Genomic DNA, 22,245 nt, shown 5'->3' with positions numbered 1-22,245 from the left:
ACTGTAATCGTTGCCGATAATGGATTATATTTAGTGCATAATCCAACGGGCATGCAGTAAGCTGTAAGCGCTCGTGTCGGATGACGATAAAGGAAATTTGGGGGACGAATGATGGAAGCATGGATGAATACCATTTCTCCACATGTGAGAGTCGTCAAAATCGTAAAATCTTCTTCCCTCTCCGGCGAGTGGATTGATTTTGACCATGTCTTTACCTATATCGAGCAAGGAGAAGCGGATTTTGTCTTAAACGGGGTAAAGTATCTGGCAAAAGAAGGAGATCTCTTTCTGATGCCCCCCTTGCTTCCGCATATCATTCGAACGACGTCAGACGTTCCCTTGATTCAATACATTGTGCATTTCGATCTTCATTACGACGAAATCCGGAGCGGCTGGAAGGAAACGGGGCTCATCAATGAGCAGACCAGACAAGTTCCCGAGAGGGAAAAAGCTTTGGACGCCGTTTTTCCTGTCGCTCATTTGCGTAAGGTGGACCGTATCGACTTGAAGAGAAGATTTCTGCTGATGCAAAAAATTTTCTTGGACGAGAAGTCCAACCGCGATTTAATGGCCAAGGCGATAGGCATTGAGCTGCTTTACTTTTTCCTCAAGGGACAAAGCGGCAGCAACGAGCAGGAAGGCAAGATGACCAAAGGATGGGGTGTGCTTGAGAAATCAATCAACTTCATCAATGAGCATTACGCCGATACGGGGCTCGATAATGTGACGATCAGCGAGCATGCCGGTGTCTCGACCAATCATTTATCCTTTTTATTCAAGGAGCAATTGAATATAACGATTCATAAATATTTAACCCATGTGCGGATCGAGCAAGCCAAAGCAAAAATTATCGAAGGACACAAAACGTTAACGGCCATTGCGGAAGAGGTAGGCTTCTCCAGCATTCATTTGTTCAGCCGTTCCTTCAAGACGACGGTTGGCATTACGCCTAGTCAGTTTTTCGCCGCCCACTCCACGATCCGCAAAGACGTATAAGAAGAGGAGCATTTTACTATTGCAAAATAAACAGATCGTATTCGCGGCGCCATGGCAGGTTGAGGTGCATGATACACCGTTATTCATTTCCCACATTGGAGATCATGAGGCGTTAGTTAAAAAAAGATATACATTAATCAGCCCGGGTACGGAGCTTGCATGCTTGTCCGGAAACGAAGGGTGGTTTGGCATGCCCGGGGTGCCCGGGTACGCCTCGGTGAGCGAAATTATAGAAGTAGGCAAAGGCACCCGGCAGTTCAGTCCCGGCGATCTTGTTTTCCATTACGGCGATCATTCCGCTTATCAAATCGTTCCGACGACTGGTGTTTTTTTGAGGGCTCCGCAGAATGTTCCGTTAACTTGGGTTCCTTTCACGAGGATGGCGACGGTGGCCTTCACCTCGACTCGGGTGTCGCAAATTGAATTGGGAGACAACGTAGTCGTTACGGGGCTGGGGATGATCGGCAATATGGCTTCCCAATTGGCCAAGCTGCAGGGAGCGAATGTGTTCGGAATCGATCTGTCGAATCAACGATTGAAGATGGCGGAAACGACGGGGATTGACGCGGCTTTGCATGCAGGACGCGGGGATATTCGGGAAGAGGTAATGAGGCTGACGAAAGGCGAAGGAGCGTCTGTCTTGATTGAAGCGACCGGAGTGCCGAAGGTAGTCGTCGATAATTTGCCTTTGATCGCCAAGTTCGGGGAGCTGATTCTTCTTGGCAGTCCGCGGGGGGAGTATCAGACCAACGTCACCGAGATGCTGAATTACGTTCATTTGATGAATTATGGCAGCATTGCCTTCAAAGGGGCGCATGAATGGCGTTATCCGGTGGAGAAAGACTCGTTCGTGAAGCATTCCTTAGTGCGAAATTCGCAACTCGTTTTTGATTTAATGGCGAAGAACAAGCTGTGCATCGAACCGCTAATCAGTCATATTCTTAAACCGGAGGAAGCGGCGTCCGCGTACGAAGGATTAAGAAAAGACAAAGAGCATTACTATGGCGTTTTATTCGATTGGTCTTAAAAACGGCAGTATTGCGATTATTCTATTTTTCTGATGGAGCTGGGGTATATGTTAAGAGGATTGACCCGGGCGGGACTAGGTAGGGTCGGCGACGATAAGCGATTGATTGAGTTGGCAGCGGAAAATGGATTCCAAGCTGTGGAGATTGATGCGGCAGGCTTGATTGAAACTTACGGGCTGGAAGCTGCTAGGGAATTGCTGAATTCGTACGGAATGGCGATGGGTGCTTTCGATCTAGGCGTGGATTGGCGGAACGGTGAGAAAGAGTTTCTGGACGGTTTGGCTTTGTTGGAGGCTCGCGCCAAAGCGGCGGCTTTGCTGGGAAGCGATACCTGCTGCACGTATATATTGCCTTCGACAGCCCTTTCCCCGGCAGTTCTGGCCGTACAGGCGGTTCGCCGGCTTAGACGATGCGCGGATATTTTAGGCATATACGGTATGAAGCTGGGCCTTGAATTCGTCGGTCCGCATCATTGGCGAACGGCTTACAAGCATCCTTTCATCCATACGATGGAGGATACATTAGCGTTCATGGATGCAATCGACAGGCCGAATATCGGCTTACTACTGGATTCTTATCATTGGCATACCAATGGCGTAACGACCGGTGATCTGGAGCGATTGTTGGCTAATCAAGTTGCGTACGTCCATATTAACGATGCCAAATCGATGCCGATCGAGCAAGTATTGGATCATGATCGGCTTTATCCGGGAGAGGGTGTTATCGATTTGAGCGGTTTTTTACGCAGCTTGCGAAAAATCGGCTATACGGGCGTCGTTGCGCAAGAAGTGTTGATGCCGTATGGAGATGGCGTTCAACCAACGATGGAAGAGGCGTTACGTCGTTCGAAGACAGGCTTTGACCGGGTATTTTCAACGCTTGGCGACGTGTAACTACAGCTGCAAAACACTACGAATGAAATAATAGGCAACATGAAAACCGCAGGACACATCCGGTAAACCCAGACGTGTCCTGCGGTTTCTGTCGTTTTTCTTTAATCCTCGCTTGCTACCTTTGAGAAGAAGGAGAGAGCATAAAGCGCTGCGACACCAACAACGATATATACGATTCGCGACACAACTTCTTCCGTACCCCCGAAAAGTTCACTGACGACGTCGTAATTGAACAAGCCAACGGATAACCAGTTTAAGCCGCCTAGGATGACCAAAATAAGACTGATTACGTTAAGTACCTTCATTAGAAACAGCCTCCTTAATGGGGTTCTCAACTTTTTTTGGAGCAACGATCTGATACAGGTGTGCTGATTCTTGGTTGCATACTTTAGGTTTATGAGCAGCTACCGCAGGATATGCCATACAAGCTGCATTTTTTGGAGTTTAAGGGAGGTCGATGCACATTCCAAAAGTGAATCCGACAGCTGGAGTGATTGGAGTTCTGATAAGGGGAAACCGGTGGCGGTAGGGGAGGAGTAAAAGCCGAGAAGCCATTTAATAGGTAGTCAACATACTGTGCTATAATTTGGATATTCACTAAAGGGGGATGAGATGTGGAGGTTCGTTTAGAGGGTATTACTGTGCTGGCTAACGATGTATCCGCCATGGCAGGTTTCTATCGGGAAGTCATTGGATTTAAAGCAGTGATCGAAGAGAATCATTATGTGGAATTCGAGAATAAGGGAGTTCGTCTCGCGATATGCTCCAAACAGCTGATGGCTGATAACACGAACAAGCATTATTCCTTTATCGAAGAGCGTAAAGGTCAGGCTTTCGAACTGAATTTTGAATGTAATTCCCCGAAGGCTGTCCGTGATCTATATGAGGAATTTATTTCGAAAGGCGCTACGGCAATTTCCGAGCCAATGACAATGTCATGGGGGCATACAACCGGATTTTTCGCTGATCCAGAGGGTAATATCCATTCTATTTTTGCGGTCAATCCAATGGAAAAAGAATGAATAATAGTATGTACAATCAGTATACAGAGCGTGGCGAGATTAAAGCCGTCTCTCTGTATTTTTTATGTACCGAGTCAACAAGGAGTCATGCTCCGAAAAGAATTCAGACAAGCTCTTATTTTAGAGGAGAGGATCGAGCACGTGCTCGTCCTATACAGACAAATTAAAGGTCTGAGTCCTCAAACGAGGAGTCCCAGACCTTTAATTTACTAGCAGTTAGCTTGTTGCTATACCCTTATCGTGATGATCGCAACTTACTTCTTCAATACCGTATATCGTGACAAAGAGGTGGTTCGATTACTCTTGGGGGCGAGTGCCAGGCTCCAAGCCTGTAGAAGTGGCTGTCTTGATAAGCCGGACCGTTACGTCACTATGCAGCCGAATTTGGCAAGATAGCCGGATAGCGGCGTCCTCGATTCCTTTGTTACGGAGGACTGTCGCTTCAGCCTCTTCCATTTCACCCGCATTCCCAGAGAGCACCTCTACGGCGCATGTTGTGCACCTGGCATTGCCGCCGCATCTGTGCAGGATGTCGATCCCGCTATCCTCTAACGCAAGCACGAGTTTCGTGCCTGCAACTGCCTGAATGGCGTCTCTTCCCTCTATTTGAACAGTCGGCATTGGCCATTCCTCCTCGGATTATTCATCCTCATATTTTCCTAATCTGCTTATATTAAACCATTACCTTCGTGAATAAGTCCAATAGTATAGTCTTTTCTTAAAAAGATTCAGACAGTTGGAGTGATTGGATTTCTGATGAAGGGAATCCGGGACACGGCTTTTTTGATTTCCTTATTTCATGACTAGAAAAACTTTACTAATTGAGTCTAAAAATCGCTTACCTCATCTTATGTGCCGCAAAAGCGGTAATCTAGGTCATCAGCAGCTTGAGTTGGCGCAAATACGAGCGCAGTTCCGGAACGGCTTCCAGATGAGTCTTCAACACTCGGAGCAGGGTGAGGTTTGGCTGTTTCGACTGCACTTCATTGCGCAGTAGACCTACAACTTCTCTTAACTCCGTACGAGTGGCTGCCGGCAGGGGGAGTGTCTGAATTCGCTCTTCCATCGCCGTAAGGAATTCGCCGACCGTACCCTTTCGTGCTTCCACGTCGTTTTGGTTTGTGTGATTATATTGGACGATCCATTCGCCGATAATCGGCTTTGGTGCCGTTCGTACCATGTCTTGGACGATTGCTTCCATACGATCGACAATGAAGTCCGCAAGCTCGGGAATGGGCAGCGAGATCACCTTCTGTAAGACGCCGTTCGTATATTCGTGGAGGATGCCATGGAAGATCATGACTGCGTCCCAAGCATGCGACTCAAGGTGCTCGCCAAATGCTTCAATCAACATCTCCTTCCGCCAGGTAAGCAGGGCAATCTTTATCTTCTTCTGCGCCTCCATGAACGTCTCGTTCTCCGTAATGGGAGGCGCACTAAATTCGATCATAAACAGATGATTCTCGAGGATATAGTACAGATAGAACTCTATCTTGCGACTTAGCTTTTCCTTTGGGGACAAGCCAAGCGGCATTCCGGATCGGTCAAGCTCGGCCGCCTGCTCCAGCAACGTTTGATGGCAGGCTATGAAGGTCGCTGTAAACAAGTCCTCTTTAGATGTGAAAAATTTGTAAATGCTAGCTTTGGCTACCCCGCACGCTTCAGCGATGTCTTGCACGGAAGCTGCACTGTAGCCCTTATTCCGAAACAAATCCATGGCCGCTTCGAGAATTTTGGCCTTCTTTAAATCCTTCATGTAGACTACCACCCCACCCTATATTGACATGAGTTTCGAATGAGGTCAACGTCATGGTGTTGACAATAAAACTAATTAGTTCTATATTGAACTCATTGGTTTTATTCTATACATTTAAAGGAGGTGTGCCGAAGCTCGGCTCTCTCGCCGGCTCGGCAGCAATGATGCGTATTGCGGAAGGTTTAGAGATGTTGGATTTGGAGATGAAGCTTGGTGATCGTACGATGAGGATTCATCCTATCATCGTGTACGACAATGACTCTTGGACGTTGATCGATACGGGTATGCTGGGCTCGGCAAGCGCAATTCAAGCTTACGCCAAGCAAGCTGGAATTTCTGGGAAGCCTCTTCAGGCCATTATTCTAACGCACCAAGACATCGATCACATCGGCGGCTTTCCGGGGTTTCTGGAGGATGAAGGCGCGCCATCATTTGACGTATATGCCCATGCAGACGATAGGGACACGATTGATGGGAAAGTTCCGCTTCTGAAATTTCCGCCCGAGCGATTAAGCGCCGAGCTCGACACCTTACCGATCGAGGTGCGCACTCAGTTCGAGAATGTCTTCGTTCGTCCGTCCAAGCCGAATGTGACGCGGCTTATGGCGGACGGAGAGACGCTTCCGATAGGAGGAGGTCTAACGGTAATCCATACGCCGGGTCATACACCGGGCCACGTTAGTCTGTACCATCAAGCTAGCAAAACTGTAATAGCTAGCGACGCCTTGGTTGTCCATAACGGCCAATTGCTAGGTTCCTCTCCTTACTCTACGATTAACATGGAGCAAGCAACCGCATCGTTGGAGAAATTCAAACCGTTTGATATCGAAACTGTCGTTTGCTACCATGGCGGACTGCTGAGAGGCGACATTAACCAGCGCATAGTGGACTTGACCGTGAACTCGTGAGTTGAATGAACAAATAGCCTGACAGGGAGGGCGAGCCTTCCGTCAGGCTATTCGCTGATAAAGAAAAAGGCGATAGGAAAAAAGGAAAAGCAATAAGTGCAGCACGGCGATAATCCTTTGTGTTCACAATGGATGAGGTGTTAGGGTTTCAATGTTATGACTACATTTCCTTTTTTGTGACCTTGATCAACATACCGGTGCGCCTCGACCATTTGCTCCAGCGGATAGCAGCGATCAATAACCGGCTTCAATTGGCCGGTCTCAGTAAGCTCTTTGAGAAATACTAGATCTTCTTTGCGTGTGACAGCTGTTCCGCCGACAATTTTCTTGTCTGTTGTCATCGTATACCACAGCCCTTTAATATCTGACCCCACCAATCCCGTATGCAGATAATATCCTTTGTTCTTCAGCGAGCTATTGCATTGTGGTAGCGTAGTCTTGCCTACTGCGTCAAAAATAATATCGTAGGTCTCGCCGTTTTTTGTAAAATCCTCTTGCGTGTAGTCAATGAGCTTTTCTGCTCCTAGAGACTTTACCAATTGTATATTCTGAGTGCTGCATACCCCGGTAACTACTGCCCCAAAGTACTGAGCAAGCTGCACCGCAAAAGTGCCTACACTACCCGAAGCGCCATTGATAAGCACTTTTTTGCCGGGTTGGATGTTGCCTTTTTTGAGGAAAAACAGAGCGGTAACTGCTCCTATAGAAAGAGTAGCGGCTTCCTCATAGGTCATATTGTTTGGTTTTATTACCACTGCTCCATCCTCAGGCAGACATTTATACTCGGCGTGGGCACCAAAACTTGCCTTGAAGGTCGAGGCAAAAACCTGGTCACCTGCCTTGAACTGTGTTACATCTTTGCCGACTGCTTCAACTTCACCGGCTAATTCCATTCCAAATATCGGATTTCTTGGTTTTCTAAAACCTAAAGCTATTCGACCGGGGAGCCAAAACATAGGGGGGACTGTAAAACTTCGCATTCTACAGTCTCCGGCGTTTACGGTTGTCGCATGTACTTTTATTAGTAGTTCATTGTCTTTGGGTGTAGGTTTTTTGACCTCTTTGAGCTGAAGAACCTCGGGTGATCCGTATTTTGATGCCACAATAGCTTTTATAAGTATTCCTCCTCATGATAGGTTTGCTGCTGTTTGCTTGATCGTTTTTGTTGTTGCTGACTCGGAAGCGAATGCTGATAAATTGAAACCTTTAACGATAAGCCATACCGCTAAAGTCATTTCATATAAGGCCACGGGAATCGCCAAAATGGCTCCCCATGTTGAAAGCTGAAGAATAACACCGAACATTTCCAACAAGGCAGCGATAAAAATAAGTGTTGCTCCAGTAAGGCCCATGACAGATATAAATCGGGGAACGAGTTTTGATTTAAAGAGCAAATAACTGCACATCATCGTGTTAATGCCCAGCATGAAGTTTGGTCCAAGCATAAAGGTCCAGTCGTGTACGGCTGTTAATAAAGTGCCTGAAGTTTGAAAAGAGGAAGCATTCGGAGCCGCGGTTTCTACAAATTCCTGACTTAAGGTTAATAGGGATAGTACGCTGACTATACCAACAGTAATGATAACTGCTTCAAGGAACCTGAAGCAGACATACCCAAGAGCTATACTTTCATTTTGCTTTCTTAATAATGGAAACAGCATAATCGAAGTGCCAATAGCGGAGCAGACAAGAATTAACTCGAAAAGCGCTCCCAGAACCACTTGGTTTTTATGTTCAAAACCTATAGTAAGGTAATCGGGGTCATTTAGAATAGGATCGTATAAGAGAAGGCCTATTATCGACGTAACCGCCGCAAGAATAAATAATACACCTACAATGACTGCAGTTTTTCTATTTGAAATCATTTTTTTATCTCCTCCGTTTAAATATAGATTTGATAATAATTAGATATACGTCTTCTTCATCCAATCCGATATACCAAGCCCCTCTGATACGTGTAATACTTCGACATCATCCATTCGAATCAATGACCCGTCTTTGATTGCGATGAAGCTATCTAGTACCGATTCGATTTCCGTTATCTCATGGCTCGTCATGATTAAGGTCTGCGATTCCAAATCGACATAAGAAATCATTCCCTTCACGATAGATTGACGCACCAACGGATCAAGTCCAGATAATGGTTCATCCATTAAAATGTAAGGCGCTTCTCTGGCTAGAGTAAGCACGATTTTTAACCGGCCGTGATTTCCTTTGGAGAGATCTTTGATTTTCTTATTGGGATCTAGCTGCATATATTTCATGATATCTTCAGCCTTAGCTATATTGAAGTCAGTAAACTGAGTAGCCTGAAAGACCAGTGCTTCTCTTACCGTGAATATGGAATAGAACGAATCATGCCCTGACATGTAAGAAACGAGCTTACTAATTCTTCGATTCGCGATTTCTCCATTAACGGTTACCGATCCGCTTGTCGGATGCGAAAGTCCTGCAATAAGCTTCAATAATGTTGATTTTCCGCTGCCGTTCTCGCCCACAATGCCTATGATCTTACCCAAGGGCAGCGCTAATGAAATGTTCTTAATGGCAGGACGTTTCATATACCTCTTTGAAACATTAGTCAGTTCAATCACATTACGCATCCCCTTTATCCATTTTGTTTAAGTGGTCCTGTAGTCCGGATATGATCTCATATGAGCTGTATCCCATTTCCTGCATGACCTGAACAAACGTTAGAATCTGCTCTTCTTTCAAATTCCCGCGTAGTTGAATCAGTCGATCCTCATGTTCTGTGACGAACGTTCCTTGACCTCGTCTTGTTTCCAAAATGCCTTCACGCTCCAGTTCGCTGTAAGCACGCTGAATGGTATTCGGGTTGACGTTGTAGGACAACGCCATATCGCGGACAGATTGAAGCTTCTCACCTGCTTTTAACTCTTTGCTTACAATCAGTCGATTGATCCGATCTGCCAATTGCAGATAGATTGGTTTTGTAGAATTAAATTCATCCATCCATCATTACACCTCAACTTTCCTATCAATGATCCAAGCACTCAAATAAAATAGTCCAACGACAACCATAAAGTGATACAGATATTCTCCCGCATATACAGGTATGGGATCTATTGAGAATGTCGGAAAATTCGTTTCCAATCTTATCCATTGCGTTAATAACTTATATGGTTTAGAGGAATCGAATAAGGCGCCTAACCAGTTTGGGATGATAACCGCACCAAGAAGCGCTAACCAGGTCCAACGTCCAATTCTGTATTTTAGCGCATGGTGTATAGACCATAAGAGTATCACGAAGGCACTAATCATAATGGAGATCAAAAAAATATGAGGAAAAATCAGTAATCCCGCCTTCAAAGTATCCGTCCAATACGCTTCAATTAAACTGAACCTCGAAATAATCAGCGACCCCGCCATCAAATATAGAATAACTAAGGATACAAACATCATGGCAATCCCATTCAATACTTTACTTAATAGTAAGGTGGAGGACGAACGGGGATCATGCAGCCAGAGGTGCAGCTGATCGGCCTCTGTTCGCAAGCTGATAAACAAGATGACCGGAAGATAAAAAATATGGAGCACAACAGCAACTAACAAGGGTATAAACAGGAATAAGTTATCGCCAGTATTCATATCCACGTACAACGTTAACAATAGAACCAAGAAGTTCATCACAAGTCCTATGAAAAAAACAGTTCTTGTCAAACGAAAATCCTTTTTGAATAAAGCTGTCCAGTTGGTCATTTATATCTCCCCTTTAATTTAAAATGCTAACCATGAATTATTGTATTAGTGAGATAGTACACTAATTCATTAATTCATGTCAATGGGCGTTACAAAAACTGCCTGGCATGTAAACTTGGCAGTCGTAGTTATTTCGTTGCTTCATGAACCTCACCCAGAAATGAAATATGTCCTTTGTACAGACATAACGAATGCCGGCAGCCTGCTCTTCCGAGTGGCAACCGGCATTCTTTGCATGAGTTATTCGCTCTGATCCGCTATATCCGTAACCATCGTCCGGTTTCTTCCTGATTCCTTAGCTTTATATAGTGCTTGGTCGGCTAGATGGAACAAGGCGTCAGCAGAATCAGAGTGTAATGGATAATGGGCGATACCCATGGAGACCGTAATCTGCTCCCCGACTGTATTCTCACTCGTTTCCATTGTTTTGCGAATTCTTTCGGCTACGAGATAAGCATCCGATGCTGTGGCTAAGGCGAGAAGCACGACGAATTCTTCTCCACCATAACGGCAGCTTACATCACCGGGTCGAACGGATAACATGATGATTTTGGCGAGAAGCTTTAACACTTCATCCCCAGTTTGATGACCGTACGTGTCGTTAATTCTTTTGAATCGGTCGATATCCATAACAATAATGGAATAAGAGACTTGTTCGGCTATCCATTTATTCATAATGGATTCAAGCGTTCTCCGGTTCGTTAACCCTGTTAATGGATCTGTCATGGCATCGCGGGTTAATTGCTCCGTATGCTTTCTTATATCCGTTAATGCAACCGTTATCGCTTTTGTAAGTAAATCGGCCTCCCTGTTCCAATGGTTCTTGGTTTCCGGAAGACGGACTTCTTCTCTCCCGATTTTGCTAACGAGGTTCGCAAGTGATACGAAAGGGCGTGCCAATCTACGAGCAAGCCATATTGCGGAAAGCAATAATAAGATGAACGGAAGGAGTGAATACAAGAGTAAGGTTTGGATATGATCATTTAATTGTTCATGGATAGCACCGATCGGAGAATAAACCACTATTCCCCAACCGTTCTCCGGAACGCTGGAATATCCGGCGAGGAAGGGGACACCGTTCAAGTTGATCATCTGCTCCTTCCCGCTTTTGCCTTGAACAAGCTTCTGAACGACTGTATTAGCGCTAATATCCTCGCCTAACCGGGTTTTGTCGGGATGGTATAACAGATGACCGTCTGACCCTACCACATAAAAGGAGGAGCCGGCATCATCGACGTTATTGCTCCCGAAAATCATATTCATAATATTGTTCTCCTGCAAAAAAATGGTGCCCCCGACAATTCCGCGGTATGTCCCGTTTTTCTCAAATAACGGCTCACTCATAAATACAATGAGGCGATTGCTCTTGGAGGTTGTATACGAATGGGATAAGTAGGGCTTTCTCGAAGCCAGTGCCTCTTTGGCAGCTTCCGTTGAAATGCGGCTCCCGACAGCGCCTTCGGAATAAGGAGATCTGTTGCGGACGAGTCCCGTTTCATCCACTACGAAGACGGAGTTAAAGTAGCTGCTGCTAAGACGCATGAGCTCGAGGTTTTTAAACATCTCTTCTTCGTTCGTAGTAGGATTACTTGATAAAACACCGGCTGTATATTGAAGGCTGCTCCGCATCGATTTAAATAAGGAGTCCATGGTTTGACTCATCTTTGCAGCGTTTGTGAAATTTAAGGTGAGTGTCGTGTCGTATAATGCCTGTTTTTTTGATTGATAGGACGCAATGAGTAAGAGCGTCAAAGTGAGCACGACGGAAAGTATGACTAATCCCGATAGAAGTGTGGCTAGACCGATTTTATTCCTCTGACTTCTTTTAATCTCGCGCAGTACAGGCATGGTAAAACTCCTCTTTTTAAAAATTGGCTTTCGTTACAATTCGACGTTATTCTACACATACCTTTCAAACGCATGGAATAATCATTAAATAATTGCTACTATTATCCTATTTACGGTAGGTGGAAGGAGGAGAATTTCTGCAAGCCACAGTTAACGTCTTGAGCTCCTATGAAAATTGTTTTCTGCCTTCTCCGCTGAAAACACAAAAACCAGTAGCCCTCCTATAACGAGGGTCTACTGGCTTAGTAGATGATAAAATAATACTCCGGACAAAGGAAGAAAAGGACCGTGAAAGCCACCATTGAGGTGACTATTACGGCCCTGATTATATAAGCAGTCTTTGCGAGGCAACATCAGATCCTTAAATTTTCGCTAAGTAGGCATCGAGCTGGTCGAAGGTGCCGCCGAAGCCTTGCTGCATGGAATCAAACATACCTTTGTAGAATGCATGCTCCTCGGTTGTTGCATTGTGTGGACCTCCCCGGAGAGTGAGGGTGGTTTGGCCTTCATGTTCGTCGAACGTTACGATATTCGTCACTTCAATCGGAAATTCAGAGCTGAATGGGGGACGTATCGTATTACCCTCAGCATCGGAGAAGGAGTTGATGAAGACGATTTTTTCAGGTGCAACAATTTCTTGATAGACGAACTTGCCCCACATTTCATGGCCATCAGGGGAGCGCATGCCATAGTGAAACATACCGCCTGGGCGCAGATCAAGCTTTATTACTTCAAGCGACATCCCCGTAGGTCCCCACCAGTGCTTCAAGTGCTCGGACTCCGTCCATACTTTAAACACTAGCTCACGCGGCGCGTTGAAAGTACGAGTGATCACCAACTTTCCTTCCTCTGTGTTCGTAGGATTGGTGTTTGCTGCTTGGCTTTCCGTCATGTCGATTCCTCCAAATTTGATTGTAGTATTCATTAGGTCCACATTTGTTAAACCATGGTTCGATCGTTAATCGTTGTAGACAGTGGTATTAGTCTTCCCCTGTAGTTCTTGCATATAAGCTTCCAGATGATCGAACGGAATTCCCCACATACGACGAAAGGAGCCTAGCCATGTGTCCAGCTCTTGTAGTGGCTGAGGACGCAGCTTGTAAACCCGCCGGTTGGCGATGGGATACATCTCGACGAGTCCGGCATCACCAAGTACTCGAAGATGTTTGGAAACCTGCGGCTGGTTGAGCCCGAGTCGATTGACGATTTCTCCAACAGTAAGAGGACATTCGCGTAAGAGTTCGACAATTTGTAATCGGTGGGGCTCGGCTAGAGCAAGTAAGATTAATTTCATGAGTTAAATATACCTGATAAGGAATATTCCTGTCAAGGAATATTAAATTCATGTTTGCCCGGGACAGAAATGAAATAACTGTATCCCAAGAGTAAGTATAAAAAAGGCCAGAATTCCACGTCGGAGAACTCTGGCCTTTTTTTATGATTAGTTGCTGCTTTAGAGAGGTATTTCATGAATTTCCATCTTCCATAAAGAACACTTCTTCTAAAGGGGAGTTGAAGACGCGAGCAATCCGAAAAGCCAATTCCAGCGAGGGGGAGTAATTTCCTTTTTCGATGGTTACGATGGTTTGTCTGGTTACGCCTACTTTGTCAGCCAATTGCTGCTGGGTCATCTCGTGATGGTTGAATCGTAGTTTACGTACGTTATTACCGATAAGACTTTTGCCCATCTTAGACTCCTTTCCGATATAGATAAATCTGCGTTGTCACTCCGACCAGTTCTGACACGAAACCTGAGAAGATAAGGATAAGGAACATTACGAAGGGCTGCACATCGAGGACCAGTGATCCCATCGCAAGGAGAAAGCCGAGAATGAACACGTAATGCGAATTCCGTGTGGCTTTCAAATCGATCAACTTGTCTAACTCATCGGAGAAGGTTGGCTCGGTTTCATCCGTTGTCATTCGGAAGATGATATTGAATATGATCGTGATGATGATCTTAGCTGCGATGGACACCGGGATCAAGATTAGAATGACGGCCCCCCAGAAGCTGAGTGAATCGTTTGAATCCAAGCTCCCATTCAGGCGCTGTTGAAATACATACCAGCCATAAAATCCGAAAATCAATATGGTGCCGATCAAAGATACGATGTTCTTTTTTTCTTGATAGGACATTTTTACTCCTCCTGTAAGCTGATCTTCATTTTAAGTAAAGGACCATGAAAGTAATGTAACTTATTAATTACATAATGTAAAGTATTCTTTACATTAAAATGAATTTTTTTCTTGCTGCCTTACTATGCTGCTAGTCGGGGCAGGTGATTGTGAATTGCTCATGGGCTTTCATTGGCCCACAAACAGGTATGGAAGATCCTTCATTAAATTAGTTGCAATAACATCCTATGCGGCATATACTTTTATTAGTTGCAATAACGTTCTATTCGAGGAGGCGCAAAGTAGTGGATATCGATTGGCTTCAAACCCGTGAGAACAACACGGAGTCATATGGGAAATACATTTCGGCTATTTACCGTAATATGCAGATTCTCATTGCGGCTGAGCTTGCTCCGTTTCGGATAGGGAGCGGACAGTATATTTTCCTTATGGCCATTGCGGGCAAGGAAAGGATAACCCAGAAAGCGTTAAGTGAGGAATTGCTCATTGATAAGACAACGACCGCGAAGGCGATTGCTAAGCTTGAGGCAGAGGGATATGTGCGAAGAGAGCCCGATCCCGCAGATAACCGTTACCATTTGTTGTATTTGACAGAAGCAGGCATAACGATCGTTCCGAAGGTTCAGGAAGCATTGGATCACGTGAGACAGATTACCAGTATCGGCATAAGCAGCGAGGAGTACGCATTGATGCTGGATCTGTTGAAGAAGGTACTCCAGAATGTAAGCGAACAGGTTCGCAATAGGGAGTAACAGCTTCACCCTAGCAGTCTGAAATCCAAGACAATTGTTCGCTATGCGGTTTAAATGTTACGAGCCAAATATGAACCTATGAATAATGGGAGGTTAAGGATATGAAGAACGTAAGCCCTTTTGTCGTAGTGGAAAATTGCAAGGATGAAATCGAGTATTACCGGAGCGTGCTCGGCGGTGAGATTAAAATTTTAAGAACACAGGATGATAAAGTATTAAATGCGGAACTGCATTTCGAAAGCACCAAGATCAACTTCGCGGATACAACCGCAGCCAAGCCGTCTCTGAAAGGTGACTATGTGAAGCTCATACTGAAGCTTGAGACGGAGGAGGAATTCAACAAGGTCTATGAAGCGTTGACAGCCGGCGGTCGCATCAATGTTGAGAAGTACGAGGCTCCTTTTAACGGGTTACTCGCCATTCTCACGGATCGAAACGGCATTGGCTGGGTGCTTTCCTATTATAGGGATTAGTTTAATGCGACTAATCCCGAAGCCTTTGTCTTCAATTCGTACTGTCGCGAACCGCTAAATAATGCGTTACATGGGTATGCTGCGGAATATCCGTGGCCCCTTTAATCATTTTGAATAGATTTCGGGCAGCCGTCATACCAATTTCCGTAGATGAGTATTCAACGGTTGAAAGTCTAGGCCTTGCTACCGTTGACATGTAGCTGCCGTCAAAGCCGAAAACGGAAACGTCCTCAGGAACTCGAAGGCCATTGTCGAGTAAGTAATTCATCGCTCCCAGAGCCATGAGATCAGTTGAACAAAATACAGCGGTAGGCAACGAACCGGTTGCTGCAATGCTGCGCATTGCCTTTTTACCCTCCTCAACGGAAAACCCGCTCTCCACGACCCATTCTTTGCGCATCGAAATCCCGGCATCCGTTAAAGCCTGCAAATAACCTGCAAAACGTTCTCCGCCGACGGCTGATGTGCCTGATCCTCGAATCATTGCAATATTGCGGTGGCCATTCTGGATCAGGGAGGTTACAGCTTCATATGCAGCAGTTATGTTATCTATATGTACAGAAGGTATGGAAGGGATGTTTGAGATTTGGCCGATTGCTATGCAGGGTGTGCCAGCAATCATGTTGATATGTTTATTATGTAGAGGCGTTCCTGCGAAAATAATGCCATGAGTTCGAAGTTTATTGAATAGATTCAAATGGTGAAGCTCGCTTTCGATTGTACCGTCTGTTTGCGTAATTAAAACGTCATATCCATATAAATGGAATACATTTTTAATACCACTGATAAATTCGTCCAACACTGTATGCGTATGCAGCGGAATAATGACACCGATCAGGCAGGGATCACTCTTTTCAACATCGTGGATTAAAGCGCTATGGCGGTAGTTGGTCTGCTTGATGGCGTCTATCACCCGTTTTCTAACTTCTTCTTTAACGGGTTTGCTGTTATTGAGCACTCTTGAGACTGTAGATATAGAAACCCCGGCTATTTTTGCGATATCGTTAATCGTTATTTTCATGTTAATCACCGACTGATTCATAATTCAGGAAAAAACTTTCCTGTATATGCAAATTATATTTTACGTCCATTCAATATGCAATATAAAATAGATTGCCTGCAGTCGACGCCGACTTTTCTATTATAGGACATTAATTAATTGTTAACGAAAATTCCGTTGACTGCTTCATTTATATAGGGTGTATCGGCTAAAAGGCGGCTGCAGGCTATTATAAACTCATGGTATGTACGTTCATTGTTAATCTAATTTTAATTGCTAACTTCATCGTTGGAAACTATCGAAATTAGCATTGACTAGGAAAATAAATTAACTTATACTCGGTCATGTTGGGAAAAAATTTTCCAACGTGCAAGTAAAGAAGGATAATATCTTTCGCTTATGGATTTTTCTGTAAATAAAATCGTCAGCTGAAGCGATTGGAGATCTATCCCTGACTATTCCATCGTACGTAGGCTCGAAAACTTATGGGGAAAAGAAGGGATTTTTTTATGGGCTCAAGCAGACAAGAAAAGTCCAATGGAAAAAGTAACATTTTAAAAATAGTATTCATTTATGTACTTATTACGAGTCTGTGGATTGTAATGACAGACAATGTATTAGCTATATTTTTCAAAGATGCGGAAACCATAACTAGAATACAAACGTTAAAAGGCCTTTTCTTTGTCCTTATCATGGCTTGGTTGCTGTATGTGCTTATGCAGATTAATAATTTTAAGCGGAATCAAATAGAAGAAATGCTTCGTGACAGCGAGTCAAGGTATCGGAAAATCATCAAGCTTTCACCAGAGCCTATAACGATTCATAGTGACGGTATTTTGATCTATGCGAATGATGCTGCTTTGAAAGTCGTTGGGGCAACCGGGATTGAGGAAGTAGTAGGAAAACCGGTTTATGATTTTTTACATCCCGACTATCATGAGATGGAGACCGAGCGAAGTCAGTCTATTATACCGACAGAAGAACGTTCGGAATGCGTAGAGCAGAAGATTATCCGTTTAGATGGAGAAATTATAGACGTCGAAACATCATGCATCTGTATTGAAGAATATATGGGTAAGCCCGTCATTCAAAATGTGATGAGAGATATAACCGAGCGAAAGCGAACAGAGGAAATGATCAGGAAGTCTGAAAAACTTTCCGTGGTTGGGCAATTGGCAGCGGGAGTTGCTCATGAAATTCGAAACCCATTAACTTCTTTAAAAGGATTTTTGCAATTATTAAATTCAAAAAATCTTGGTTATGAAAACTATTTTGAGATTATGCAGGCTGAGATCGAACGAATCAATTTTATCGTAAATGAATTTATGATCGTTTCAAATCCACAGGTTGTCCGCTCTCTGGAAGAAAAAAATCTGGAAAGTATCCTTAGTAATATCGTAATGCTGCTTGGCGCTCAGGCAAATCTGATCAATGTACAAATCATTACTGAATATGATTGTGACATTCCCATAATCAAGTGTGATGAAAATCAGCTGAAGCAGGTTTTTATTAACATCCTTAAAAATGCTCTAGAAGCGATGCATAATGGAGGAATAGTCCGGATTCAGGTTAAAAATATTCAACCTGATCAAATATTAATCCGGTTTATTGATCAAGGGATCGGCATTCCTGAGGAGCAGCTGCCTAAGCTGGGCGAACCGTTTCATTCGACGAAAGAGATGGGGACGGGGCTCGGATTAATGGTAACGAATAAAATAATAGAAGGGCACAAGGGGAGTATGACAATAAAAAGTAAAGTTAATCAAGGGACGACCGTCGAGATCATTCTGCCTAATGAATAACCCTTGAAGTCCGGTCTGAATTAGGTCCGCAGTGATTTAGCCGGCAGGAGAACGAAATACATAGCAATGAGAGGGAGACATCATGTCTTCCTCTTTTTTGCATTGATGCACTTCCTCTATAATGAAAAAAGTGGAAGATACAGGAAACTTTTCTTTGATGAAAGGAGTCTATTGGTAAGAGGCGTAAGGTCGATGCACGTGCAGCCTTATCGGCAGCTAATAAAGGGAGGACTGCTTAATGAGTAAAAACCAATCTAAGCGTAATTCATTGCATCTAGGCAGGATTATAGCGTTGGCGAGTGTTATTATCATACTCATCGGAGCGGGTATATTCGTATTGCCTCAATTAGGAGGGGGTCCATCTTCGGATCCGGCGAATCCAAAGGAGACAATTGTATCTGATCCGACAGACGCTTCTGATCAAGACGGTCTACGGACACTTGCAGAAACAACGGACGGAAGCTACCGACTTTATGTAACACCTGGATCGAATGGCAATGGTGGATATTCGCAAGTGTATATCGAGAACGAGAATGGTGAGGTTCGGATATTTAATTGGGAACTAAACGAATACAGCTCTGCATTTCCTCCGACACTTCAGCTGTCCGATCTCAATAACGATGAGGTTGATGAGCTGGTCGTTGTCTTAAACATTCCTAATTCAAGCGGTGTTTTTTCACAAGAGCTGCATGTGTTGCATTCCAAAGATATGACTGAAATTCCAGTGCCGTCTGCAGGGCAGTATCTGGATCAAAGCGTAGAATCACAGGTCTTACCCCTTAATGGCTATGTGTGGATCAGATTAAACGTCAATGGACAAATCTACGAGAAGGCCGTTGATTCTAAAAAGCTGGAAGCCTGGGGCGATAAAATCGATTTTCACCATTCCATTAAATATACGGTGCGTGATAGGCCTGATCTTACTTATGCAACAGTGGATGCATTTGTCGGAGCAGGTACGGGGAAAATGAAATTTGGAACAATGGATGTAAACTATACATTTACAGAGAAGGGGTTCGTGTTGGACCCCTTACATTTTCAAGTAGAAGAAGAGATAGCAGGGGAAATTCCGCTTCTCGCTATACAAGCGGGCGGGAAGTATATCGCCTTGCGTGATTATGACAATGAGGTTGATCTGACGGCCTTATTGGGAGAGCCGCTTACAGAGTTAACAAAGCAGCTGGGTTCAGATGCGGGTACCTTTAACGGCATGTATACGAAGTCGCTTACCTATGAGGGGCTCGAATTAACGCTGTATTCAGCGAAAGGGGATAAGTATTATTTGGTCAACATGCGGGTAACAGACGAGCGATACGCAACATCCTTAGGGATTCGAGTAGGAGATACGGCGCAGCAGGTTGAGGAGGTTTATCCATTCGTTGAGCTTGCAAAAGATGGGAGAACCCCGCCTCATAACTTTGCCTATGCGCTGTCTAATGACTTTTACAGCAATCTCTATTTGGACATTAAGGATGGCATCGTTAATGAGATTTACTTTGAGTATTTGATAGATTGAGTGAATATAAGAGAGTCTAGGAAGTGCCTGATGTATCACTAATTATAAAGCTATGGTACAACTTATGAGGTGTTTGCGAGTTTCATAAAAATGAAACCTCCCAATTAATGGATGCGTAATAATGGTTTGTTACCTAAAATTTGGGAGAGGCAGTGTGAAAATGAAAAGACTTTTGTACGTTGCTAGAACCGCATTATGGGCCAAATCATTTGCTGTAGCCTTATTGACCGTATGTTTAATGACCTCAACCGTCTATGCGGCAGCGCCGGAAACCAGTGGTGGAGGGCAAGCCGTGGAGCTTAATGCGAAAAACGCAGCCGACTTCCTCGATGAGTTCTTTGCCTCGGAAGCCGCTAAACCTCATTATGTAGGCGCATCCGTCGTTGTTGTGAAAGACGGCAAGGTTATCGCGCAGAAAGGTTATGGCGCTACGGACAAAGATACGAAGGATGCAGTAGACCCTGCTTCTACCGTTTTCCGGATCGCTTCGGTTTCGAAGTCCTTTACGGCCGTAGCGGCAATGCAGCTTATCGAGCAGGGCAAGCTTAACCTAAAGGACGATTTTTTGAAGTATGCGCCGGACCTAAAGGTTGAAAATCCTTTCAATACCCCCGTCACGATTGAGCATCTCTTGACACACACGACGGGATTTGAAATTCGTGATCCGAACCAGGAAGATCTTCACTACGATTTCGACAAATCTGTCTCCATTCAAGACTATGTCCGCGCCAATTTGCCTCCAATTGTCCGGAAGCCTGGCAGCTCCTATATGTATGACAATTTTGGCTCTTTGCTGCTTGGATTAGTTGTGGAGAAAGCAAGCGGATTACCATATGAGACATATATGGATCAAAATATATTTAAACCGCTCGGAATGAACAACAGCGGCTTCAAACTTGAAGGCAAGCTGAAGGAGCAATTGGCTACAGGATACGATGCGGCAGGCCAGCGCGTTGAGACTTATGCGCTCACACCGACAATTATGCCGCAAGGTGGTATGCTTACTACTGCCGAGGACGTAGGTAAATTTATGATTGCCTTCCTTAATGGCGGCGCAGCTGAATCCGGCAGAATTCTTGCCAATAACACAGTAGAACAAATGGAAGTATATCGCTCGTCTATTCATCCGCTTTTGCCAGACACGACTTACGGCTTTGAAGCGCCGTTCCAGATTCCCGGTGCCGGAAGCAGTTCAAAAGTCATTACGAAGGGCGGAGACCTGCCAGACTTCAGTTCTTATTTATTTCTTATTCCTGAGCAGAATACCGGTGTTTTCTTGACGTATAACCAACAAGGCGTGCTGCGCAATCTGTTTTATCCGCAGTTCATCCAGACGTTTTTCCCGCAATATTCGGCGCCTGCGAAGCTTGCCGATTACAAGTCATCATCAAGCGATGAGCTGGAAAAGTTCAACGGATACTATGCGGATCTTCGGATCAGAAGCATCGTGTCGAGCCTGAAGTCGGAAGAAGCGGATTTGACGATTACCGACGCTATTATCGGACCTCGTAAGCTGCATCAAGTGGATGCAAATTTGTTCGTCGATGAGCTGACGAATCAATTTACCGCGTTCAAGCTGGATGAGAACGGAAAAGTTCTTTATATGAAGGAGCCTTATCTCAATCCGCTAGGCTATGCAAGCAAGGGGGTAACGCCAGCAGGATTTGCTGATGTGACTAATGATCATGCTTATGCCGAGCAAATATTAACGCTGCAGTCGCTTGGGTATTATGCGAACGACGCAAGCAAAGCGTTCCAGCCGGAACGGCAGGTAACAAGAGGAGAATACGTACAATTTCTTTTGGAATCAAGCAATCTGAAAGGCAGCGAAACGACTGAGCTTGCTTTCAGCGACGTGGCAGGACATCCTTCGGCTTCCTTTATTCAAGCCGCTTATGAGCTTGGGATGGTGAAGGGGAGCGGTTCCGGGAAGTTTGTACCGGACCGCGCCATTACGCGTCAAGAAGCTGCTGCCATGATATGGCGCTTGCTAAGCCCTCAGTATCCTTCGGAGCTATTTAAGGATGTGAAGCTAGTAGGTAAGACAGACGCTTGGGCGGTTCCAGCCGTTCAAATGATGGTCGCTCTCGGCATCCATGGGCCTGAGGTTGAAGTGAATGCAAATGGTGCAGCTAATTACCAATCACGGAAGATGTTGAACCAGCAGGAGCTGGCGGCCATTTTATTCATGCTGCTTACGCAGCCGACGGATCAGATCGTTGCAGCTCTCTCGCAGAGTGCACCGGGAAGCGCCAGTTCGGTCATTATGCCAAAAGCCTCATAAGGCTGCGCAACGTAAAATAAGAATAGGATGAAGCGTTACAATATAGTCTGCGATTACGCGAACCGTAAAGGAAGCGATAATGGCAGGCTATATATCGGTTATAATGGTGCGCTC

General features: G+C 44.8%; 24 protein-coding genes. 10 read left to right on the top strand and 14 right to left on the bottom strand.

Annotated features, from left to right (window positions below; genetic code table 11):
* Positions 1-111 precede the first annotated feature (111 nt).
* Genes AC1DLI_RS09500 through AC1DLI_RS09490 form a run of 3 tightly spaced genes read left to right on the top strand, consistent with a single transcriptional unit; the run spans position 112 to position 2,917 of the window.
* Positions 112-996: an AraC family transcriptional regulator gene (locus AC1DLI_RS09500; protein WP_477601829.1), complete on the top strand. Its 885-nt coding sequence runs from the start codon at positions 112-114 to the stop codon at positions 994-996.
* Between the two features lie 19 nt (positions 997-1,015).
* Complete coding sequence (locus tag AC1DLI_RS09495) at positions 1,016-2,023, top strand: zinc-dependent alcohol dehydrogenase (protein WP_477601827.1); 1,008 nt, start codon at positions 1,016-1,018, stop codon at positions 2,021-2,023.
* Positions 2,024-2,071: 48 nt separating this feature from the next.
* Positions 2,072-2,917, top strand: a complete 846-nt coding sequence (locus AC1DLI_RS09490) for a sugar phosphate isomerase/epimerase family protein (RefSeq protein WP_477601825.1) — start codon at positions 2,072-2,074, stop codon at positions 2,915-2,917.
* Between the two features lie 101 nt (positions 2,918-3,018).
* On the opposite strand, the gene AC1DLI_RS09485 is transcribed toward AC1DLI_RS09490, so the two are convergent.
* Positions 3,019-3,222: a DUF378 domain-containing protein gene (locus tag AC1DLI_RS09485; RefSeq protein WP_308997355.1), complete on the bottom strand. Its 204-nt coding sequence runs from the start codon at positions 3,220-3,222 to the stop codon at positions 3,019-3,021.
* Between the two features lie 309 nt (positions 3,223-3,531).
* Here AC1DLI_RS09485 and AC1DLI_RS09480 point away from each other — a divergent pair, with 309 nt between their 5' ends.
* Positions 3,532-3,939: a VOC family protein gene (locus AC1DLI_RS09480; RefSeq protein WP_477601822.1), complete on the top strand. Its 408-nt coding sequence runs from the start codon at positions 3,532-3,534 to the stop codon at positions 3,937-3,939.
* Positions 3,940-4,236: 297 nt separating this feature from the next.
* Here AC1DLI_RS09480 and AC1DLI_RS09475 read toward each other — a convergent pair whose 3' ends face one another.
* Positions 4,237-4,560 (bottom strand): 2Fe-2S iron-sulfur cluster-binding protein, encoded by a 324-nt coding sequence (locus AC1DLI_RS09475; protein ID WP_477601820.1) that lies wholly within the window; start codon positions 4,558-4,560, stop codon positions 4,237-4,239.
* Positions 4,561-4,810: 250 nt separating this feature from the next.
* A complete protein-coding gene (locus AC1DLI_RS09470) occupies positions 4,811-5,695 on the bottom strand; it encodes a TetR/AcrR family transcriptional regulator (protein WP_477601818.1) in 885 nt (294 codons plus the stop codon).
* 125 nt (positions 5,696-5,820) lie between these two features.
* Here AC1DLI_RS09470 and AC1DLI_RS09465 point away from each other — a divergent pair, with 125 nt between their 5' ends.
* Complete coding sequence (locus AC1DLI_RS09465) at positions 5,821-6,603, top strand: MBL fold metallo-hydrolase (protein WP_477601816.1); 783 nt, start codon at positions 5,821-5,823, stop codon at positions 6,601-6,603.
* Positions 6,604-6,743: 140 nt separating this feature from the next.
* Here the strand turns inward: AC1DLI_RS09465 and AC1DLI_RS09460 are convergent, their stop codons facing one another.
* From AC1DLI_RS09460 to AC1DLI_RS09415, 10 genes are all read right to left on the bottom strand, one after another.
* Positions 6,744-7,718 carry an NAD(P)-dependent alcohol dehydrogenase gene (locus tag AC1DLI_RS09460; RefSeq protein WP_477602355.1) on the bottom strand — a complete coding sequence of 325 codons (975 nt, stop codon included), beginning with the start codon at positions 7,716-7,718 and terminating at the stop codon, positions 6,744-6,746.
* 12 nt (positions 7,719-7,730) lie between these two features.
* The gene (locus AC1DLI_RS09455; RefSeq protein ID WP_477601814.1) at positions 7,731-8,465 is read right to left on the bottom strand and encodes a DUF4386 domain-containing protein; all 735 of its coding nucleotides are present in this window, start codon (positions 8,463-8,465) and stop codon (positions 7,731-7,733) included.
* 39 nt (positions 8,466-8,504) lie between these two features.
* A complete protein-coding gene (locus AC1DLI_RS09450; protein WP_477601812.1) occupies positions 8,505-9,203 on the bottom strand; it encodes an ATP-binding cassette domain-containing protein in 699 nt (232 codons plus the stop codon).
* A complete protein-coding gene (locus tag AC1DLI_RS09445) occupies positions 9,196-9,573 on the bottom strand; it encodes a GntR family transcriptional regulator (protein ID WP_308997363.1) in 378 nt (125 codons plus the stop codon). Before AC1DLI_RS09445 ends, AC1DLI_RS09450 begins: the two co-directional genes overlap by 8 nt.
* 6 nt (positions 9,574-9,579) lie before the next feature.
* Positions 9,580-10,320, bottom strand: a complete 741-nt coding sequence (locus AC1DLI_RS09440; RefSeq protein ID WP_477601809.1) for a hypothetical protein — start codon at positions 10,318-10,320, stop codon at positions 9,580-9,582.
* 240 nt (positions 10,321-10,560) lie between these two features.
* Positions 10,561-12,168 (bottom strand): sensor domain-containing diguanylate cyclase, encoded by a 1,608-nt coding sequence (locus AC1DLI_RS09435; RefSeq protein ID WP_477601807.1) that lies wholly within the window; start codon positions 12,166-12,168, stop codon positions 10,561-10,563.
* Between the two features lie 361 nt (positions 12,169-12,529).
* Complete coding sequence (locus AC1DLI_RS09430) at positions 12,530-13,060, bottom strand: SRPBCC family protein (RefSeq protein ID WP_477601805.1); 531 nt, start codon at positions 13,058-13,060, stop codon at positions 12,530-12,532.
* A gap of 66 nt (positions 13,061-13,126) precedes the next feature.
* Positions 13,127-13,462: an ArsR/SmtB family transcription factor gene (locus AC1DLI_RS09425; RefSeq protein WP_477601803.1), complete on the bottom strand. Its 336-nt coding sequence runs from the start codon at positions 13,460-13,462 to the stop codon at positions 13,127-13,129.
* A 172-nt stretch (positions 13,463-13,634) separates the two neighbouring features.
* The gene (locus AC1DLI_RS09420; protein WP_477601801.1) at positions 13,635-13,856 is read right to left on the bottom strand and encodes a helix-turn-helix transcriptional regulator; all 222 of its coding nucleotides are present in this window, start codon (positions 13,854-13,856) and stop codon (positions 13,635-13,637) included.
* A 1-nt stretch (position 13,857) separates the two neighbouring features.
* Positions 13,858-14,304 (bottom strand): hypothetical protein, encoded by a 447-nt coding sequence (locus tag AC1DLI_RS09415; protein ID WP_477601799.1) that lies wholly within the window; start codon positions 14,302-14,304, stop codon positions 13,858-13,860.
* A gap of 284 nt (positions 14,305-14,588) precedes the next feature.
* Between AC1DLI_RS09415 and AC1DLI_RS09410 the strand changes: the two genes are divergently transcribed.
* Both AC1DLI_RS09410 and AC1DLI_RS09405 read left to right on the top strand, forming a co-directional pair.
* Complete coding sequence (locus AC1DLI_RS09410) at positions 14,589-15,056, top strand: MarR family winged helix-turn-helix transcriptional regulator (protein WP_477601797.1); 468 nt, start codon at positions 14,589-14,591, stop codon at positions 15,054-15,056.
* A gap of 101 nt (positions 15,057-15,157) precedes the next feature.
* Positions 15,158-15,529, top strand: coding sequence for a VOC family protein (locus AC1DLI_RS09405; RefSeq protein ID WP_477601795.1), 372 nt, complete (start codon positions 15,158-15,160; stop codon positions 15,527-15,529).
* Between the two features lie 31 nt (positions 15,530-15,560).
* Here AC1DLI_RS09405 and AC1DLI_RS09400 read toward each other — a convergent pair whose 3' ends face one another.
* A complete protein-coding gene (locus AC1DLI_RS09400) occupies positions 15,561-16,550 on the bottom strand; it encodes a LacI family DNA-binding transcriptional regulator (RefSeq protein ID WP_477601793.1) in 990 nt (329 codons plus the stop codon).
* A gap of 488 nt (positions 16,551-17,038) precedes the next feature.
* On the opposite strand from AC1DLI_RS09400, the gene AC1DLI_RS09395 reads away from it, so the two are divergent.
* The 3 genes from AC1DLI_RS09395 (at position 17,039) to AC1DLI_RS09385 (ending at position 22,131) form a co-directional block, all read left to right on the top strand.
* Entirely contained in the window at positions 17,039-18,331 is a 1,293-nt protein-coding gene (locus AC1DLI_RS09395) for an ATP-binding protein (protein WP_477601791.1), read from the top strand.
* A gap of 238 nt (positions 18,332-18,569) precedes the next feature.
* The gene (locus AC1DLI_RS09390) at positions 18,570-19,847 is read left to right on the top strand and encodes a hypothetical protein (protein ID WP_477601789.1); all 1,278 of its coding nucleotides are present in this window, start codon (positions 18,570-18,572) and stop codon (positions 19,845-19,847) included.
* A gap of 160 nt (positions 19,848-20,007) precedes the next feature.
* A complete protein-coding gene (locus tag AC1DLI_RS09385; protein WP_477601787.1) occupies positions 20,008-22,131 on the top strand; it encodes a serine hydrolase in 2,124 nt (707 codons plus the stop codon).
* Positions 22,132-22,245 lie beyond the last annotated feature (114 nt).

This window comes from Paenibacillus sp. 01T443, assembly GCF_056398325.1.
The sequence above is the reverse complement of the archived record's forward strand: the minus strand, read 5'-3'. Positions and strand labels throughout refer to the sequence as shown.